The organism is Candidimonas humi (assembly GCF_019166065.1).
Classification (GTDB): Bacteria; Pseudomonadota; Gammaproteobacteria; order Burkholderiales; family Burkholderiaceae_B; genus Candidimonas; species Candidimonas humi.
Genome location: NZ_JAHTBN010000009.1, coordinates 17,201 through 33,936 on the forward strand (window position 1 = coordinate 17,201; position 16,736 = coordinate 33,936).

The window sequence follows — 16,736 nt, forward strand, 5'->3', positions numbered from 1 at the left end:
TCAGTTCAGGCTCAAGCCCGCCTTGGAGACGATCTCGCCCATTTCCTGCTTCTGCTGCTTGATATAGTCGGCAAACTGCTCGGGGCTGCCGCCGACGATTTCGGCGCCTTCGCTGTCCAGGCGCTTGCGCACATCGGGCATCTGCAACACCTTGTCTATCGCCGCATTGAGCTTGAGCACGATGGCGCGCGGCGTGCCCGCGGGCGCGAGGATTCCGTACCAGGAATTGGCCTCGTAGCCGGTCAGCCCGGTTTCCGCGATGGTGGGCACCTTCGGCAAGGCCGCCAGGCGCTTCGTGCCGCTGACGCCCAGGGCGATCAGCCTGCCGCTCTGGATATGCGGCAGTATCGCCACCACGCTGCTGAACATCATCGGCACTTCGCCGCCGATCAGCCCCGTCAGCGCAGGGCTCAAGCCCTTGTAGGGAATGTGCACCATATTTACCCCCGCCATCGAGGCGAACAGCAGCGCGGCCAGTTGCGAAGACGAACCGTTGCCGTTGGAGGCATAGTTGATCTTGCCCGGCTTCTGCTTGGCCAGGGCGATCAGCTCTTGCACGGTATGCACGTGCAGCTTCGGATGCACCACCAGCACCAGCGGCGACTTGGCCAACAGCGTGATCGGTGCGAAATCCTTGATGGGATCGTACTTGAGGTTCTTGCGCATGCTGGGGTTGATGGCCAGGCTGCCCACGCCGCCCAGGAACAGCGTGTAGCCGTCGGGCGCCGACTTGGCCGCGAGTTCCGCGCCTATCGTGCCGCCCGCGCCGGCGCGGTTTTCCACCACGATCTGCTGGCCCAGCAGCGGCGACAGCTTGTCGCCCACGGTGCGCGCGATGGTGTCGTTGCCGCCGCCGGGAGCGAACGGCACGATCAGCCGTATGGGCTTGTCGGGATAGCCCGAGGCCTGTTGCCCCGATGCCTGCTGCGCCGAGCTGACGCCACAGACGAACCCCAGCGCCGCCGCCACCAGCAGCCGTATCCAAATCCTGCTCATTGTCTTGCCTCCCGAATGTCTACCCTTGGATTTTTGCTTGCCCCCGGACGAAATCAGGCTTCTTCCCTGCCGGCCGCGCCGCCATCGTGGGCTCGAAAACCGGAGGCTAGCTGCACAATTAGGATTCTATGGTATACCATTCATGCCATCAATTGATACATTCGATTCGCTCGAAACAGGGGAATACGGCACGGCTGCGAAATCGGGCTCTGCCCGGCAGGCCTGCAGCGCATGCGCCGCTTCGTGCTTCGTACGCCTCATAAGCAATTGAAGAGTACTGAAAAACATGCTTTCGCGGACAGGACACCACGCCCGGCATTGCCTTTCCGACTGGAGCTCGGCTAATATATAGTCTCACTGCATGAAACGATGTTTCAGTTTCGAGGCAGTAACCGCAGCAAAAATCCCCATTGCTAGGCAGACGCGAGCCGGACACCGGCCCCGGCCGCCCGGGGATTACCTTATCCAGCGATCTCGGCGCACGAAACGGCCGAGGCCGCCAGACCGGCCTCATTACCCTCAGGCGTGTACGTATACATACTGTATATACATCAACACTCGGAAATTGCTACATGACCGACTCGAAAAAATCCCCTCTCATCATCGACATCCACGGCCACTACACGACCGAGCCCCAGGCGGTACAGATATTCCGCGACAAGCAGCTCGCCGGGCTGGCCGATCCGTCGCGACGGCCCACTACTACCGAGCTGGGCATTTCCGATGACGCCCTGCGCGAATCCGTGGCTCCGCAGCTCAAGCTGCAGCACGAACGCGGCGGCGACCTGACGATTTTTTCGCCCCGGGCCTCGGGCATGGCGCATCATGTCGGCACGGAAGCAACAGGCAAGCAGTGGACCACGATCTCCAACGACCTGATCCACCGCGTCTGCACGCTGTTTCCCGATAACTTCGCGCCGGTCGGCCAACTGCCGCAATATCCGGGCGTGGCGCCGAAAAACTGCATCCCGGAACTGGTGCGCATCGTCGAAGAGCTGGGCTTCGTCGGCGTGAACCTGAACCCCGATCCCACGGGCGGATACTGGACCGATCCGCCGCTGACGGACCGCTATTGGTATCCCCTGTACGAGAAGCTGCAGGAACTGGAAGTCCCGGCGATGATACACGTGTCGTCCTCGTGCAATCCGGCCTTCCACTACACCGGCGCGCATTACATCAACGGCGACACCACCGCCTTCATGCAACTGCTGCAAGGCGATCTGTTCAAGGACTTCCCGGGCCTGAAATTCGTCATTCCGCATGGCGGCGGCGCGGTGCCTTTCCACTGGGGGCGCTACCGCGGCCTGGCCCAGCAAATGAAGAAACCGCTGTTGTCCGAATACCTGCTCAAGAACGTATTCTTCGATACCTGCGTGTACCACTTGCCCGGAGTGGAACTGATGGCGAAGGTGATCCCGGCGGAAAACATCTTGTTCGCCTCCGAGATGCTGGGCGCCGTCAAGGGCATCGATCCCGAAACCGGCCACAACTACGACGACACCAAGCGCTATGTCGATGCGCTGCCCGCGCTCAGCGACGACGACCGCTACAAGATCTTCGAAGGCAACGCCCGCCGCGTATATCCGCGGCTGGACAAGTTGCTGACGTCGCGCGGCCGTCCGGGGCGACAGGCTTGAGGCGCATGCCGTATCGCCGCTGCGGCATGCCGCGGCGGCGCCCGGCCGCGCCGGGAAGCGCCCGTGGTTGACGTACTGAACCGCTCGGTCGAGCGGGCCTTGACCATACTCAAATGCTACGGGGCCGAAGACCGGGGCCTGACCCTGGCCGAGATTTCCCGCCGCACCGGCATACACAAGGCCACCGCGCTGCGCTTGCTCGCAACCCTGGAATCGCACGGCATGATCGCGCGCGCGCCGTCGGGCGCGTTCACGCTGGGGGCGGAAGTGCTGCGCCTGGGGACCCTGTTCGCCGACGCGCTGGAGGTCGCCCCCATCGTCCGGCCCATCCTGCAACGCCTGGTGCAGGCCACCGGAGAAAGCGCCTCGCTGTTCGTCAAGGAAGGCAATTTCCGCCGCTGCCTGGTGCGCGAGGAAACCCGCAGCACCATCCGCGAGCACGTGCGCGTGGGCGACTTGCTGCCCTTGCCCATGGGCGCCTTCGGCCGTGTCATCGAAGCTTTCGGCGGGGCCGAGCCGCAAGAACCGGTGGCTATCCCCATCGTGACGCGCGCCGAACGCGTGCCCGACCTGGCCTCGATCGCCACGCCGGTATGGCAGTCGGGCAGCCATTTCTGCGGCGCCGTGGGCATTTCCATACCCTTGTTCCGAGCCAGCGACGAAGCGATCGGCTCGGCCGTGCGCCTGGTGCGCGATGCCGGCGAGGAACTGACCCGGCTGCTGGGCGGCACGCATTCGCGCCTGGCCGTGCCCGCGGCCGACACGTAGCGACAACCCCGGACACGCGCCGGGGATTTCATATCGCAACATCGAAACATGAACGCACTTACCCTGAAAATCGCCATTGACCGCACACCCTATACCGAAGCATTGTTCGACGGCACGGTCGCCTCGGAGCGGATCGACTTCGAATTCGTCAGCGTCAAGCCGGTCACCCGCGCGTTTCGCCGCATGGCGCGCGACCTGGAGTTCGACGCCTGCGAAATGGCGCTGGCCACGCTCGCGGTCGCGCGCCGCTACGACATCCCGATAACGGGCGTGCCGGCCATACTGCTGCGCGAATATCCCCTGCCCAACCTGGTCTGCCTGCGCGATGCGCCGATACGCCAGCCTGCCGACCTGCGCGGCCGGCGCATCGCCGCGCGCGCATACAGCCAGACCACCGCGGTGTGGATCCGCGGCCTGCTCGAAACCGAATACGGCGTCAAGCCCGGCGAAGTGACCTGGCTCACCCAGGAAGACTCGCATGTGGCGCAGCTCGGCCCGCAGCCCAACGAACAGCCGCTGGCGCAAGACATGCAGCTCTACGACGCCCTGGCCGACGGCGTGGCCGATGCGGCCATCACGCTGCACCTGGGCTCGCACCCCAATATCCGCACCGTAATTGCGGATGCCGAACAAGTCATGCGCAGTTGGTTCGCTCGCCACCAGGCCCAGCCCATCAATCATCTGCTGGCGGTGAAGTCGGAACTGCTGCAACGGCACGACTGGCTGGCCGCGGAATTGGCTGCGCTGTTCGAACGCGCGCGCCGCCTGGCGGACGGCAGCGATCCGGCGCCCTGGAGCCGCACCGGCGCCGCATTGCTGCTGCAATTCTGCGCCTCGCAAGGCCTGACGACGACCGCCTACGAGCCCTCGGCCATCATCGCGGGCGCCTGACAAAGCCCGCCGCAACGCCACAGATCCCACATCCCTATTCCACAAACTCAATAACGCACAGGAGCAAGCATGAAAACCCTGCATCGAATCGCAGCCGCCCTAGGCATGGCCGCATCCACGCTCATGGCGGCCAACGCATCGGCCGCCGAGACGTATCCCGATCATCCGATCACGCTGATCGTGCCCTGGAACGCCGGCGGCGCCATCGACGTGACCGGACGCAAGCTCGCCGAACTGCTGGGGAAAGACGGCCTCACCGTCGTCGTCGAGAACGTAGCGGGCGCCTCCAGCCTGATCGGCCTGGGCCGCGTCGCGCATTCCAAGCCCGACGGATACACCCTGGGCCTGGCGACGCCCTCGCTGATGGGCGCCATCGCCCTGAAGACGACCCAACTGACACAGGCCGACTTCGTCGCGCTGAACAAGGTCGGCGTCGATCCGCTGATGCTGGTAGTGCCGAAATCCAGTCCGGCCAATAGCGTCGAGGATTTCGTCAAACTGATGAAGACCAAGCCGGCCGGCGTGTCCATCGGCATTCCGGGAGCCAATAACGTCAACCAGATCTTCGCATCCAGCCTGGCCAAAGCAGCCAACGTCGACTACACCGACGTGCCCTACACCGGCGGCTCCAAGGTGCTGATGGACGTGGCGGGCGGACAGATCGACGCGGGCGTGGTCAAGCCCTCGGAAAGCATAGGACAGATCAAGTCGGGGCTGGTGAAGCCGATCGGTGTATTCGCGCACCAGCGCATCGACGCCCTGCCCGACGTGCCGACCTTCGAGGAGCACCATGTCAACGTGTTCCCGTACGGCGACATGGAGCAAGTGACCTACCTGGTGGCCCCGGCGGGCGTGCCGCAGGATCGGCTGGCCAAGATGGAAGAACTGGTGTCCAAGGCCGTGAACAGCGATGCCTACAAGCGGTTCACGCACGACCACGGCATGAGCATTTCGGATGTCCACGGCGCTGCGATGCAGAAAGAGGCCGAAGGCATCCAGCACACCTTCGATACTGTCGCACCGAAGATCTTCAAGGTGAAGTAAGCGGCAGGCGCCCGCCGGTGCGAGCCGGCGGCGACTCTGCCAAGCCGCCCGATTCATGAGGCAAGGCTTGGCCTGGTATGACGGGCTGTGGCGGGGCCTGGCGAGCTACGGCGAGGCAAGGCTAGCCGAGGCAAGGCATGGGTCGTAAACGGCACTAAGGGCGGCTTTGACAGGCCGCCCTTTTTCATGACTCACACATGAACCGGCTCCCGAAAGGATGCGACGACGGGCCGAGGCTTTTGCTCAGCCTGCCATAGATCGTACTGGGCCTGCATGTTGACCCACATTTCGGCGCTGGTTCCTAGCGCGTCACGAAGACGCAGAGCCATGTCTGCCGAGATGCCGGCTGATCCATTGAGGATGCGAGACAGGGCAGTACGGGTGACGCCCAGGCGTTCCGCCGCTTCTGTGACGGTCAGCTCGCCCAGGAATTCGCGCAGTGCCAGACCTGGATGTGCTGGATTGTGCATACGCATAATTTTCTCCTAGTGATAGTCCTGGTAGTCCACCAGAACGGCATCTTCCGCACTCGCCCGCTGATTGGATCGGTGTACCTGTATATCCAGCTTCTCCCGTTCCCCGACTTCGCCACATGGAGCCAAAGCCCGCCGCCGTCCCCCAGAACCTGCCCAGGCCGCGCTGCCTTGACCTGCTTGTCCGTTAGGTTTGCCTCTGCCATGTCGTACCACCGAACCAAAATTGAACATGGCTAAAGTCTAGTGGTACGACCGATGGTACGGCAAGCGTGCAACACTGGTGCACAGTCTGTGGATGCTCTGGAACAGGAAAAAAGCGTATCTATTTGATTAATTGGAATTATTTGTACGCTGATGAACGCTTATGAACATGTAACTGGCGTCTCCAGCAGGAATCGAACCTGCAATCTTCCCTTCATGCCACTACGATTTTCATCGCCCTTGCGGTTTGTGGTCTGGACTCTATCTTAACCATGCCCGCCGCGCGCGGCGGGCTGCAGGTTGCGCCTGTCGAGTCTCTACACGTTCCTGCCGGCGGCAGGCTTCGCTCGGTATTGCCTCGTTTGCACAGGGGGTTCACCGACGTTAAGCGCATTCACGCCGGACCTTTCGGCGCCGGGTGCCCAATTGTTCAGGAGGGGAAAGTTATATCCATTTAACTATGGAGACGTATTCGGGACGAAGTATAGCAAGAAGTGCCGCGCTTTCCGGGGCGCGGCGGGCGCAGGCCCGGCGGGTCTACAGCCGGCATCGGACCCCGCAGCACGCCCACGCCAAACCGGCAGCAAACCATCCGCAACACCACGCAAGCCTCGCGGCAAACCTCGCCGCACGCATGGCCTTGTCACACCGGCGCAAAGAAAAAACCCGGCGGGCGCGAACTGCGCTGCCGGGCTCGAAGCCGCGGGCGGAACTGCCGCCGCGCGGCCGGCACGGGTGAACCCGCGCCGGCGGCCATGCCGCTTATTTCATTTCGATATGACCCTTGGCCACGACATCGTGCGCCCAGTCGTATTGCTCTTTGATTTCCTTGCCGAATTCGGCCGGCGTATTGCCCGAGGGCTCGGCGCCCTGCTTTTGCAAGGCCTCGATGATCTTGGGATCTTTCAGCGCTTGCACGGCAGCTTCATGCAGCTTGTTGATGATTTCCGGCGAAGTGCCCTTGACCGCCAGCAGGCCGTACCAGGCGGGCTGGTTCAACTGGGGATAGCCTTCTTCGGCCAGCGTGGGGACGTTCTTGAGCTCGCTCAGGCGTTTCGGCCATGCGATGGCCATGGCGCGCAGGCGCCCGGCCTGGATCTGGGGCATGGACGACGGCATGTTGTCGAACATGATCTCGATCTGGCCGCCGACGGCGTCGGTCACGGCCGGACCCGAACCCTTGTAGGGCACGTGCACGATCTGCGTGCCGGTGGCCAGCTTGAAGGCCTCGCCGAACAAGTGCAGCACGCCGCAAGTGCCCGAGCTGCCGAACGAATACTTGCCCGGGTTCTTCTTGAGCACCTCGACGAATTCCTTGAAGTTCTTGGCCGGGAACTTGGGATTGACCTCGATGACGTTGGGAACGTTGGCAAAGTTGGTGACCGGCATGAAGTCGGTCAGCGGCTTGTAGCTGAGATCTTTGGGACGGCAAGCCGGGTTCACGGCCAGGGTCGAGACCGTGGCGATCGACAAGGTGTAGCCATCGGGCTTGGCGTGCGCAGCCTCGGCCGCGCCGATGGCGCCGCCCGCACCGCCCTTGTTCTCGATGACCATGGGCTGGCCCAGGATCTGGCTCATGCGCTGCGTGACGATACGCGCAACGATGTCGGTGGAGCCGCCCGGGGCAAAGGGCACGATGACCCGAATGGAATGATCGGGGTAGCCGGCGGCCTGCGTGGGCAGGGCCAGCACGGAAAGGGACCCGGCGATCAGGGTCAACGCACCAAGCTTCTTCAGGGATTTGGCAGCCATCAGTTCTTCTCCTCTAGGCATATATAATCACCGGACGCTCGCGCGCCTCGAACGCAGCGCCCGCGGCCACAAAGGCGCGAGAATAACCATTATTTCCTTCTGCGGCTACGCAGCAATTACCCTAAGACCGTCTGCATCGCTTGCGGACGCACGGTTTCATGTCCGTCATTCCGCTTGTATTGCCCGATTTTCTGCTGATAGGCCTGGGCTGGCTGCTGTTCCACAAACTCAAATTTTCCGCGGAATTCTTTCACGGCGCCGAACAACTGGTGTATTTCGTGCTGTTCCCCGCCTTGCTGTTCCATTCGATCACCCAGACTCCCTTGAGCCTGGGCAGCGCCTCCACGCTGGCCGAGGCTTCGCTGGCGGTCATGGCATTCGGCATCGCCATGGCCTGGCTGGCCGTGCCGGTGCTGCGCCCCGACCCGGCTTCGCACGCTTCGGTGGCACAGTGCGCATTCCGCTTCAATACTTATATAGGACTGTCGCTGGCGGGCTCGGTCGCCGGAGCGGCGGGCCAGACGACCATGGCAGTGCTGGCGGGGATAGCGGTGCCCATCAGCAATATGGCGGCGGTGCACGCGCTGGCGCGCACCAATGGCGGCAAGGCGCTGCGCGAAATCCTGCGCAATCCGTTCATCATCGCCACCGTCCTGGGCCTGCTGGTCAATCTGCTGGGCATCCCCGTGCCCAAGCCCCTGGCGGTAACGCTGGGCAGGCTCGGCGCCTGCGCCATTGCGATCGGCCTGATGTGCGTCGGCGCCACGCTGTCGCTGTCCGGCGGCCGGGGCCAGTTGAAGCTGGCGAGCTGGATGATCGCCGTGCGCCTGCTCGTCACCCCCATCGCGGCGATTTTCATAGGCTGGGCCCTGCATCTGACGCTGGTCGAGCGGCAGGCACTGTTGCTATTTGGCTCCTTGCCCACGGCCTCCTCGGCCCATGTCCTGGCGGCCCGCATGGGCGGCAACGGCCGCCTCGTGGCCCTGATCATGTCCCTGGGCACCTTGCTGTCGGCGATCACGATCCCGTTCTGGATCATGATCGGGCCACATTGACGAAACCAGGCGAACATCATGGCAGATGATCACGAACTGAAGTCGATTTCCCTAAAATTGAACGATGAAAGCGACACGATCGCGCTGGCATCCCAGCTCGCCCCGATGCTCTGCGGCACCGATCCGCGCCTGGAATCCGCCGCGCCCGGGGGGCGCATACACCTGCGCGGCGATCTCGGCACCGGCAAGACCAGCTTCGCGCGCGCCTTCCTGAGGGCGGCAGGAATACAGGGAAGAATCAAGAGTCCGAGCTACGCGCTACTTGAAAGCTATAAACTTTCTAACTTATACTTCTATCACCTTGATTTCTATAGATTTAGAGATCCACGTGAATGGCTAGATGCCGGATTCAGAGAGATTTTGCAGAAAGAAGCTGTGGTTTTGATCGAATGGCCAGAGCAAGCAGGTAACTCCTTACCTCCCCCCGACCTCGAAATCAGCCTCGAGTACGCAGACATCGGCCGCAACGCCCGCTTAGCCGCGCACAGCACCAGAGGACTATCATGGCTGATAACACTTGCCCCCTCCCTGTAGGAATCTCTCGCCAGGGACAATCCCGGCGCCGCCTCGTGGCCACCGCCGCCACACTGCTCGTCCTGCCCGTCATCCCGCGCCTGGCCATGGCCGGCACCATCCTGGCGGTGCGCACCTGGCCCGCCGACGAATACACCCGGGTCACGCTGGAAATGGACACCGAGCTCAAGGCCGAGCACTTCACGCTGGAACACCCCAACCGGCTGGTGGTCGACATCGACGGGCTGACCATGAACAGCGCCATCAACGACCTGGTGTCCAAGGTGCGCCCCAATGACCCCTACATCGCATCGGTGCGCGTGGCGCAAAACCGGCCGGACGTGATCCGCCTGGTGTTCGACCTGAAACAGGCCGTCGCGCCGCAGGTCTTCACCTTGAAGCCGGTGGGCGGCTACAAGTACCGGCTGGTGCTGGACTTGTATCCGAAGGTGGCCCAGGACCCGCTGATGGCCATCATGGACAACGGCAGCGGCAGCGACAAAGATCCGCTGGCCGAGGTGCTGGAAAACCTGGCGCGCAACTCGCCCGACCAGGCCCCCATACCCTCGGTGCAAGGCCAGGAACTGCCGCGCAGCGCACGCACGCAACCCGCGCAGCCGCAGCCTCCGCGCACCGCCAGCGCCGACCGGCCGCTGCTGATCGCGCTGGACCCCGGACATGGCGGCGAAGATCCGGGTGCAACGGGCCGCGCCGGCACGCACGAAAAAGACATTGTGCTGCTCATCGCGCGGCGCCTGAAGAAGCTCATCGACGCGCAACCCAATATGCGCGCCTACTTGACGCGCGACAACGATTTCTTCGTGCCGCTGCATGTGCGCGTGCAGAAGTCGCGCCGGGTCAAGGCGGACCTGTTCGTGTCCATACACGCCGACGCCTGGATCAAGCCCAGCGCCCGGGGCTCATCGGTGTTCGCCCTGTCCGAGCACGGCGCCACCAGCGCCGCTGCGCGCTGGATGGCCAAGCGCGAAAACGACGCCGACCTGATCGGCGGGGTGGATCTCGGTTCGCACAACAAGCAGGTCGCGCAAGTGCTGCTGGACCTGTCCACCAGCGCCCAGATCCACGACGCCATGAAGCTGGGCGCCAATGTGCTGGACCAGATCGGCAAGTTCAACCGCCTGCACAGCAGCCGCGTCGAACGCGCCGGCTTCGCGGTGCTCAAGGCGCCGGACATCCCGTCCATCCTGGTCGAGACGGCCTTCATCAGCAATCCGGAAGAAGAACGGCGGCTGCGCAGCCCCGCCTACCAGGACAAGGTGGCTCACGCCATCCTGGGCGGCATCAACGGCTACTTCGCCTCGAATCCGCCGCTGAACCGTCGCGCCTGACCGGGGCTCGGTCGAGGCCACCCGGCCTCGCCGCGGCGGCGCCCACCGGCGTCATCGGGCTCCGGCACAATGAACCCACAGGCGGGCGGCCTCCGCCCCCTGTTCACTTGCCGCGAACGAAACGCCCCCCCGGGGGCATAGACTCGCCATACAAAGGAAGAGGCCCGCAGGCCTAGGCGCGCGCTTTCTTGCGCCTGAAAAGCTTCCAGAGGCCGCCCAGCGCCACCGGCACGACGGCCGCGCATACGCCTATCAGCACAATGGTGTTGAGGTGTTCTTTGATGATGGGCACGTTGCCGAAGAAGTGCCCGAGCAGGATCAGCCCCCCCACCCACAGCACCGCCCCCGTGATGTTGAACAGCTGGAAGCGCAGGAAATTCATGCTGCCCACGCCGGCCACGAACGGCGCGAAGGTGCGCACCAGCGGCAGGAAGCGGGAGAGCACGATAGTCTTGCCGCCATGCCGCTCGTAGAATTCGTGCGTCTTTATCAGGGCGTGGTGGTCCAGGAAGCGAAAATTGCTGGAAAAAACGCGCGGGCCTATGTAGCGGCCGACGGCATAGTTGACGGTATTGCCCGTCACTGCAGCCACGATCAGCAAGCCCGTCAGCAGGCCGGTGTCCATGAGCCCCGAAGCGCCGAACGCGCCGGCGATGAACAGCAGGGAATCGCCCGGCAGGAAAGGCAGCACCACCAGGCCGGTCTCGCTGAAAATGATCAGGAACAGCACCAGGTAGATCCATGCCCCGTACTGCGAGACCCAGGCCCCGAGGAACTGGTCTATGTGCAGGATCATGCTGAGGATATCGGGCATGGAGAGCTACCGGCGGCGGAAAATATAGCAATATAGCGTACTCTGGCTCCTCGAGCGGGCCAAGCGCGGCGACCGAGGCTAAAATCGAAAGAGGCGATTGCGGCGGCTGCAGGCGCCCCTGCCCATCCGCAATCGTGGGCCGAGGCCGCAGCAAGGGCCCAGGCCTCTACGTCGCCGCCCGCCACGCCTGCGCGCCCAGTTTCCAGAGGAATTCCCATGCCCGATCGCCGCCCCATCGCCACCCTGCCCGATCTGCTGGTCAGCCAGATTGCCGCGGGCGAGGTGATAGAACGGCCCGCCTCGGTGCTGAAGGAAATCCTGGAAAATGCCGTCGACGCGGGCGCGCGCGCCATCGATGTGCGGCTCGAGGGCGGCGGCATACGCAGGGTGGCCGTCAGCGACGACGGCGCCGGCATTCCGCCCGACGAGCTCGTGCTGGCCCTGACGCGCCACGCCACCAGCAAGATCGCCAGCCTGCAGGACCTGGAATCGGTGGCCTCCATGGGTTTTCGCGGCGAGGCGCTGGCTTCGATCGCATCGGTCGCGCAATTGACGATCACCTCGCGCACGGCGCAGGCCGAGCACGCCTGGCAGATCGGGCGCGGCGCACAGGCACCCGAACCCGCCTCGGGGCCGCTGGGCACCACGGTGGACGTGCGCCTGCTGTTCGACGCCGTGCCGGCGCGGCGCAAGTTCCTGCGCACCGAAGCGACCGAGTACGGCCACTGCGTGGAAATTCTCGGGCGCATTGCGCTGGCGCATCCCCACATCGCGATGCGCCTGTTCCACAACGACAAGCCGCAGCGCCAATGGCGCGCCGCGGGCATGCAGCAGCGCATACGCGATGTGCTCGGCGACGAATTCTGCGCGCAGGGGCTGGACGTGCGGGCCGAGCATGGCCTGATCGCGCTGCGCGGCCTCATCACCCGGCCCACCTATGCCCGCGCGCGCGCCGACCAGCAATATCTGTACGTCAACGGCCGCTATGTGAAAGACCGCACTGTCTCGCACGCGGTGCGCCAGGCCTACAGCGACGTGCTGCACGGCGACCGGCAGCCGGCCTACGTGCTGTTCCTGGACATCGACCCGGCCATGGTGGACGTCAACGTGCACCCCGCCAAGCACGAGGTGCGTTTTCGCGACAGCGGGGCCGTGCACGGCTTCGTGGCGCGGGCGCTGGGCGACGCGCTGGCGCTGACAGGCGGCGAAACGCAAGCGCCGGGCGCCGCACAGCCGGTTTCGCCGCAAGTTCTTCCCCATGGCGCGGCGGCTTCCGGCGGCGCCGCGCAAGACTCCGCGCATCTGCCCAGTCCGTCATGGCAGGGCGCCGGCGGCGCTGTCTCGCACCCGGCCTCCGGATACCCGCCTGCATCGGCAGCCCCCGAAGCAGGACGCACAGGGCCGGCCGACCCCGCGTCTCCTTATTCCGCACGCCCCTATGCCGCGCCCCCGTCCCGCGGGCAGGCCTACCCGGGGCCAGCCATGCGCCAGGCCGCGCTGAGCCTGCGCGATTCCGCGCCGGACGGGGCGGCCGGCTGGCAGACGCTGTATCGCCCCTTGCCCGAGCCGGCCGTTCCCGCGAGCGGAGCCGCGGCCGATACGGATGCAGCCGGCGCGGATGAATTCCCGCTAGGGATGGCGCTGGGCCAACTGCACGGCATCTATATATTGGCCCAGAACCGGCAGGGGCTGGTGCTAGTGGACATGCACGCGGCCCACGAGCGCGTCGTCTATGAAAAGCTCAAGCTGGCGATGGACGCGAGCAGCCTGCCGCGCCAGGAATTGCTGGTGCCGGTGGTGTTCAGCGCCACGGAAAAAGAAATCGGCCTGGCGGAAGAACACGAAGCCATGCTGGACGAGCTCGGCCTGACCATCCGCCCCGCCGGCCCGGCCGCGCTGGCGGTGCGCACCGTGCCCGCCCTGCTCGCCCAGGGCGACATCGAATCCCTTGCCCGCGAGGTGCTGCGCGATCTCGGCAATGTGGGCAGCTCGCCGCGCCTGACCGAGCAGCGCAACGAACTGCTGTCGACCATGGCCTGCCATGGCTCGGTGCGCGCCAACCGACGCCTGACCCTGGAAGAAATGAACGCGCTGCTGCGCCGCATGGAACAGACGGAACGCGCCGACCAATGCAACCATGGACGCCCGACCTGGATCCAGTGGCCGCTGGCGGAACTGGACCGGCTGTTCATGCGCGGCCAATGAAGACGCCGATAGTCTGCCTTGCCGGCCCCACCGCCGCCGGCAAGAGCGCCGCCACGCTGGCCGTGGCGCAGCGCTGGCCGATCGAAATCGTGAACGTGGATTCGGCCGTCATCTACCGCGGCATGGACATCGGCACGGCCAAGCCCACCCCCGCCGAACGGCGGCAAGTGCCGCAACATCTGCTCGACATCCGCGACCCCGCCGCAAGCTATTCCGCGGCCGAGTTTCGCGACGATGCGCTACGCCTGATCGCGGAAATCCACGCCCGCGGCCGCATCCCCCTGCTGTGCGGCGGCACCATGCTGTACTACAAGGCGCTGAGGGACGGCCTGAGCGACCTGCCGCAGGCCGACCCCGCCGTGCGCGCGGCCATCGACGCCGAGGCCCGGCAGCACGGCTGGCCCGAGCTGCACCGGCGCCTGGCGGCCTTCGATCCGGACACGGCGCAACGCCTGGCCCCCAACGACAGCCAGCGCCTGCAGCGCGCCATCGAGATCTACCGCATCACCGGCCGCCCCATGTCGGCCCTGCTCGCGGAAGATGCCGCCCGCGAACCCGACGGCCCCTATCAATACTTCACGATCAGCCTGGAACCCTCGGATCGCCTGGCTCTGCATGCCCGCATCGCCGCACGCTACCGGCAGATGCTCGACGCCGGCCTGGTCGAGGAAGTGCGCGCGCTATATCAACGCGGCGACCTGCACCCTGGGCTGCCCTCGATACGCTGCGTGGGCTACCGGCAGATCTGGGACTACCTGGACGGTGCAACGGACCTGGAGTCGGCGGTCCAACGCGCCATCGCCGCCACGCGCCAACTGGCCAAGCGCCAGCTCACCTGGCTGCGCGCCCAGCCCGAACGGCACGTCATCGACTGTCTGGCACCCGACGCGCCGGACCGCGTAGCGGCGGCCATGGACAGGATACTGGGCGCGGTGCCACCCCTGCGCCCCTAAGGTGCGGGGACAGGGATGCGGCCGCAAATATCGACACGCTTGCGAAATCTTCCGCACTAGGACAGCGTGATCTTGTCCCAATCGGGATTGGGCGGCAGCAGTTCCTGCAGGAACTCGACGAACGCGCGGACCTTGGGCGAAAGGTTGCGGTTGGGCAGGTATATCACCGATACCTGCGGCCCGATGGCGGCATAGTCGGTCAGTATGCGGCGCAGCTTGCCGGACCGGATCGCCTCGGCTGCCGTGAAGTTGCTGATCATCGCGATTCCCAGGCCGGCGATGGCGGCTTCCAGCAAGGTCTCGGTGTTATTGACGTTCAGCCGGCCCGATACCGTCTTGCCGAATATCTTCCCGTCTTTCTGGAACAGCCATTCGCGATACCGCCCCGAATGCAGGATCACGTAGGCCAGGCAGTGGTGATGGTCGAGGTCGTCGGGCGTGCGCGGCTCGCCGTGCCGGGCCAGGTATTCGGGCGAGGCGCAAGCGACAAAGCGCAGATTGCACAGCTTGCGCGCGATGAGGCGGGCATCGGCCGGCTCGCCGATATGAACCGCCGCGTCGACGCCTTCGTAGGCCATGTCGATAGTCCGGTCGCTCAGCTCCACGTTCAGCACGAGGTTCGGATGCTTGTTCAGGAACGCCGGAATGGCGGGAATGATCACGCGCCGGCCGAAGGCCACCGGCATGTGCAGCCGCAAGCGGCCGTATGCCGCGGAAGAAATCTTGCTGAGCATGTTCTCGGCATGCTCGATATCCATCAGGATTTGCTGGCAGTGCTCGAAAAAACTCTGGCCGTCGTCGGTCAGCCCGACCGAGCGCGTCGTGCGCTGCAATAGGCGCACGCCCAGCTCTTTTTCCAGGCGCGTGACCGATTTGCTGACCGCCGACCCGGTCAGGCCGAGGCGCTTGGCCGCCTTGGCAAAGCTGCGCGCCTCCGCCACGCGCACGAACACGCGCAGCGAGTTCAGGTTTTCCATGGGAACTGTCTCCGTCCGTCGCCCGCCCCGGAATGTGCCGCCGATACATGGCGATCGCCGGCATCGCTCTGCGTGCCATGCTTGACTAGTGACTTTGATTCACCAATATTCTGAATATTAGCTAATTGATCAGTGAAAGCACTGATATTAGACTTCCCACAAGCTATCTGACAAGAACTCGATCCTGCTCTATGCCTCCGCGCGCAAGAACAGGCTCTATCCAGCACGAGGACACGACAAGGATGGACGAAGCGCTGCCCGAATACGAGGTCTACGCGATCCGCTACGCGACGCGCGAGAGCTCCCGCCGGAATTACTTCATAGGCGGCGATCCGCACGATGCCCCTATGTCCATGGACTATTACGTATGGCTCATCCGCAACGAGGACAGGACTTTTGTCGTCGATACCGGATTCGGCCCCGAGGCGGCCAGCAAGCGCGGGCGCCAATTGCTGCGCACCCCCGCGCAAGGCCTGGCGCTGCTGGGCGTGGATGCAGCCGAAGTCAAGGACGTGATCGTCACCCATATGCATTACGACCACATCGGCACCTTCGACGCCTTCGGCGCCGCGCAGTTCCACCTGCAGGACGACGAGATGGCCTATGCCACCGGCCGCCACATGCGCCACCGCCAGTTCAACCACGGCTATGAGGTCGAGGAAGTCGTAGGCATGGTGCGCATGGTGTTCAAAGACCGGGTCAACTTTTACCGAGGCGACGCCCGGCTCGCGCCCGGAGTCAGTCTGCACAGGATAGGCGGCCATACCCACGGCCTGCAATGCGTGCGCGTCCACACGCAGCGCGGCTGGGTCGTATTGGCTTCGGACGCCAGCCACTTCTACGAGCATTTCGAAGGCAAGCGCGTCTTCACGACGGTGTTCAACGTAGGCGAGGCCATCGACGGCTATGAAAAGCTGCAGGCGCTGGCGCAATCGCCGCGGCACATCGTGCCGGGCCATGACCCCCTGGTCATGCAGCGCTACCCCCAGGCATCGGCAGCCCTGGAAGGCATCGCCGTACGGCTGGACCAGGCCCCCGCGCAGTAGGCGCCCGGTGCTGCCGCCTCCATTGCGCGGGACGTAGCGCCAGCCGGCCAGCCGCCGCC

16 protein-coding genes are annotated in these 16,736 nt (G+C 64.7%); 10 read left to right on the forward strand and 6 right to left on the reverse strand.

Annotated features, from left to right (window positions below):
* Positions 1-996 carry a Bug family tripartite tricarboxylate transporter substrate binding protein gene (locus KVP10_RS17210; protein WP_217965894.1) on the reverse strand — a complete coding sequence of 332 codons (996 nt, stop codon included), beginning with the start codon at positions 994-996 and terminating at the stop codon, positions 1-3.
* 572 nt (positions 997-1,568) lie between these two features.
* On the opposite strand from KVP10_RS17210, the gene KVP10_RS17215 reads away from it, so the two are divergent.
* The 4 genes from KVP10_RS17215 to KVP10_RS17230 all read left to right on the forward strand — a co-directional run bounded on the left by KVP10_RS17215 (position 1,569) and on the right by KVP10_RS17230 (position 5,336).
* Positions 1,569-2,633: an amidohydrolase family protein gene (locus KVP10_RS17215; protein ID WP_217965896.1), complete on the forward strand. Its 1,065-nt coding sequence runs from the start codon at positions 1,569-1,571 to the stop codon at positions 2,631-2,633.
* Positions 2,634-2,696: 63 nt separating this feature from the next.
* Positions 2,697-3,401: an IclR family transcriptional regulator gene (locus KVP10_RS17220; RefSeq protein WP_217965898.1), complete on the forward strand. Its 705-nt coding sequence runs from the start codon at positions 2,697-2,699 to the stop codon at positions 3,399-3,401.
* Between the two features lie 48 nt (positions 3,402-3,449).
* Positions 3,450-4,292 (forward strand): ABC transporter substrate-binding protein, encoded by an 843-nt coding sequence (locus KVP10_RS17225; RefSeq protein WP_217965899.1) that lies wholly within the window; start codon positions 3,450-3,452, stop codon positions 4,290-4,292.
* A 69-nt stretch (positions 4,293-4,361) separates the two neighbouring features.
* The gene (locus KVP10_RS17230) at positions 4,362-5,336 is read left to right on the forward strand and encodes a Bug family tripartite tricarboxylate transporter substrate binding protein (protein ID WP_217965901.1); all 975 of its coding nucleotides are present in this window, start codon (positions 4,362-4,364) and stop codon (positions 5,334-5,336) included.
* A gap of 191 nt (positions 5,337-5,527) precedes the next feature.
* Here KVP10_RS17230 and KVP10_RS17235 read toward each other — a convergent pair whose 3' ends face one another.
* The 3 genes from KVP10_RS17235 to KVP10_RS17245 all read right to left on the reverse strand — a co-directional run bounded on the left by KVP10_RS17235 (position 5,528) and on the right by KVP10_RS17245 (position 7,765).
* On the reverse strand, positions 5,528-5,812 hold the full coding sequence (locus KVP10_RS17235; RefSeq protein ID WP_246600787.1) for a HigA family addiction module antitoxin: 285 nt from the start codon (positions 5,810-5,812) through the stop codon (positions 5,528-5,530).
* On the reverse strand, positions 5,752-6,015 hold the full coding sequence (locus tag KVP10_RS21535; protein ID WP_217965904.1) for an Arm DNA-binding domain-containing protein: 264 nt from the start codon (positions 6,013-6,015) through the stop codon (positions 5,752-5,754). The genes KVP10_RS17235 and KVP10_RS21535 overlap by 61 nt, the downstream gene beginning before the upstream one ends.
* A gap of 760 nt (positions 6,016-6,775) precedes the next feature.
* Positions 6,776-7,765 carry a tripartite tricarboxylate transporter substrate binding protein BugE gene (locus KVP10_RS17245; RefSeq protein WP_217965906.1) on the reverse strand — a complete coding sequence of 330 codons (990 nt, stop codon included), beginning with the start codon at positions 7,763-7,765 and terminating at the stop codon, positions 6,776-6,778.
* A gap of 158 nt (positions 7,766-7,923) precedes the next feature.
* Between KVP10_RS17245 and KVP10_RS17250 the strand changes: the two genes are divergently transcribed.
* From KVP10_RS17250 to KVP10_RS17260, 3 genes are read left to right on the forward strand one after another with little or no spacing between them, the layout of a single operon-like run.
* Entirely contained in the window at positions 7,924-8,820 is an 897-nt protein-coding gene (locus tag KVP10_RS17250; protein ID WP_217965909.1) for an AEC family transporter, read from the forward strand.
* Between the two features lie 18 nt (positions 8,821-8,838).
* Positions 8,839-9,354: a tRNA (adenosine(37)-N6)-threonylcarbamoyltransferase complex ATPase subunit type 1 TsaE gene (gene tsaE, locus KVP10_RS17255; protein ID WP_217965912.1), complete on the forward strand. Its 516-nt coding sequence runs from the start codon at positions 8,839-8,841 to the stop codon at positions 9,352-9,354.
* Positions 9,324-10,682 (forward strand): N-acetylmuramoyl-L-alanine amidase, encoded by a 1,359-nt coding sequence (locus tag KVP10_RS17260; protein ID WP_217965914.1) that lies wholly within the window; start codon positions 9,324-9,326, stop codon positions 10,680-10,682. Before tsaE ends, KVP10_RS17260 begins: the two co-directional genes overlap by 31 nt.
* Positions 10,683-10,854: 172 nt before the next feature.
* On the opposite strand, the gene KVP10_RS17265 is transcribed toward KVP10_RS17260, so the two are convergent.
* Positions 10,855-11,496 carry a VTT domain-containing protein gene (locus KVP10_RS17265; protein ID WP_217965917.1) on the reverse strand — a complete coding sequence of 214 codons (642 nt, stop codon included), beginning with the start codon at positions 11,494-11,496 and terminating at the stop codon, positions 10,855-10,857.
* Between the two features lie 216 nt (positions 11,497-11,712).
* Here KVP10_RS17265 and mutL point away from each other — a divergent pair, with 216 nt between their 5' ends.
* Both mutL and miaA read left to right on the forward strand, forming a co-directional pair.
* The gene (gene mutL / locus KVP10_RS17270; RefSeq protein WP_217965919.1) at positions 11,713-13,701 is read left to right on the forward strand and encodes a DNA mismatch repair endonuclease MutL; all 1,989 of its coding nucleotides are present in this window, start codon (positions 11,713-11,715) and stop codon (positions 13,699-13,701) included.
* Positions 13,698-14,654 (forward strand): tRNA (adenosine(37)-N6)-dimethylallyltransferase MiaA, encoded by a 957-nt coding sequence (gene miaA, locus KVP10_RS17275; RefSeq protein WP_217965921.1) that lies wholly within the window; start codon positions 13,698-13,700, stop codon positions 14,652-14,654. The genes mutL and miaA overlap by 4 nt, the downstream gene beginning before the upstream one ends.
* 56 nt (positions 14,655-14,710) lie before the next feature.
* On the opposite strand, the gene KVP10_RS17280 is transcribed toward miaA, so the two are convergent.
* Positions 14,711-15,631, reverse strand: coding sequence for a LysR family transcriptional regulator (locus KVP10_RS17280; RefSeq protein WP_217965923.1), 921 nt, complete (start codon positions 15,629-15,631; stop codon positions 14,711-14,713).
* A gap of 242 nt (positions 15,632-15,873) precedes the next feature.
* Between KVP10_RS17280 and KVP10_RS17285 the strand changes: the two genes are divergently transcribed.
* Positions 15,874-16,677, forward strand: coding sequence for an N-acyl homoserine lactonase family protein (locus tag KVP10_RS17285; protein ID WP_217965926.1), 804 nt, complete (start codon positions 15,874-15,876; stop codon positions 16,675-16,677).
* The last annotated feature ends 59 nt before the right edge of the window (positions 16,678-16,736 follow it).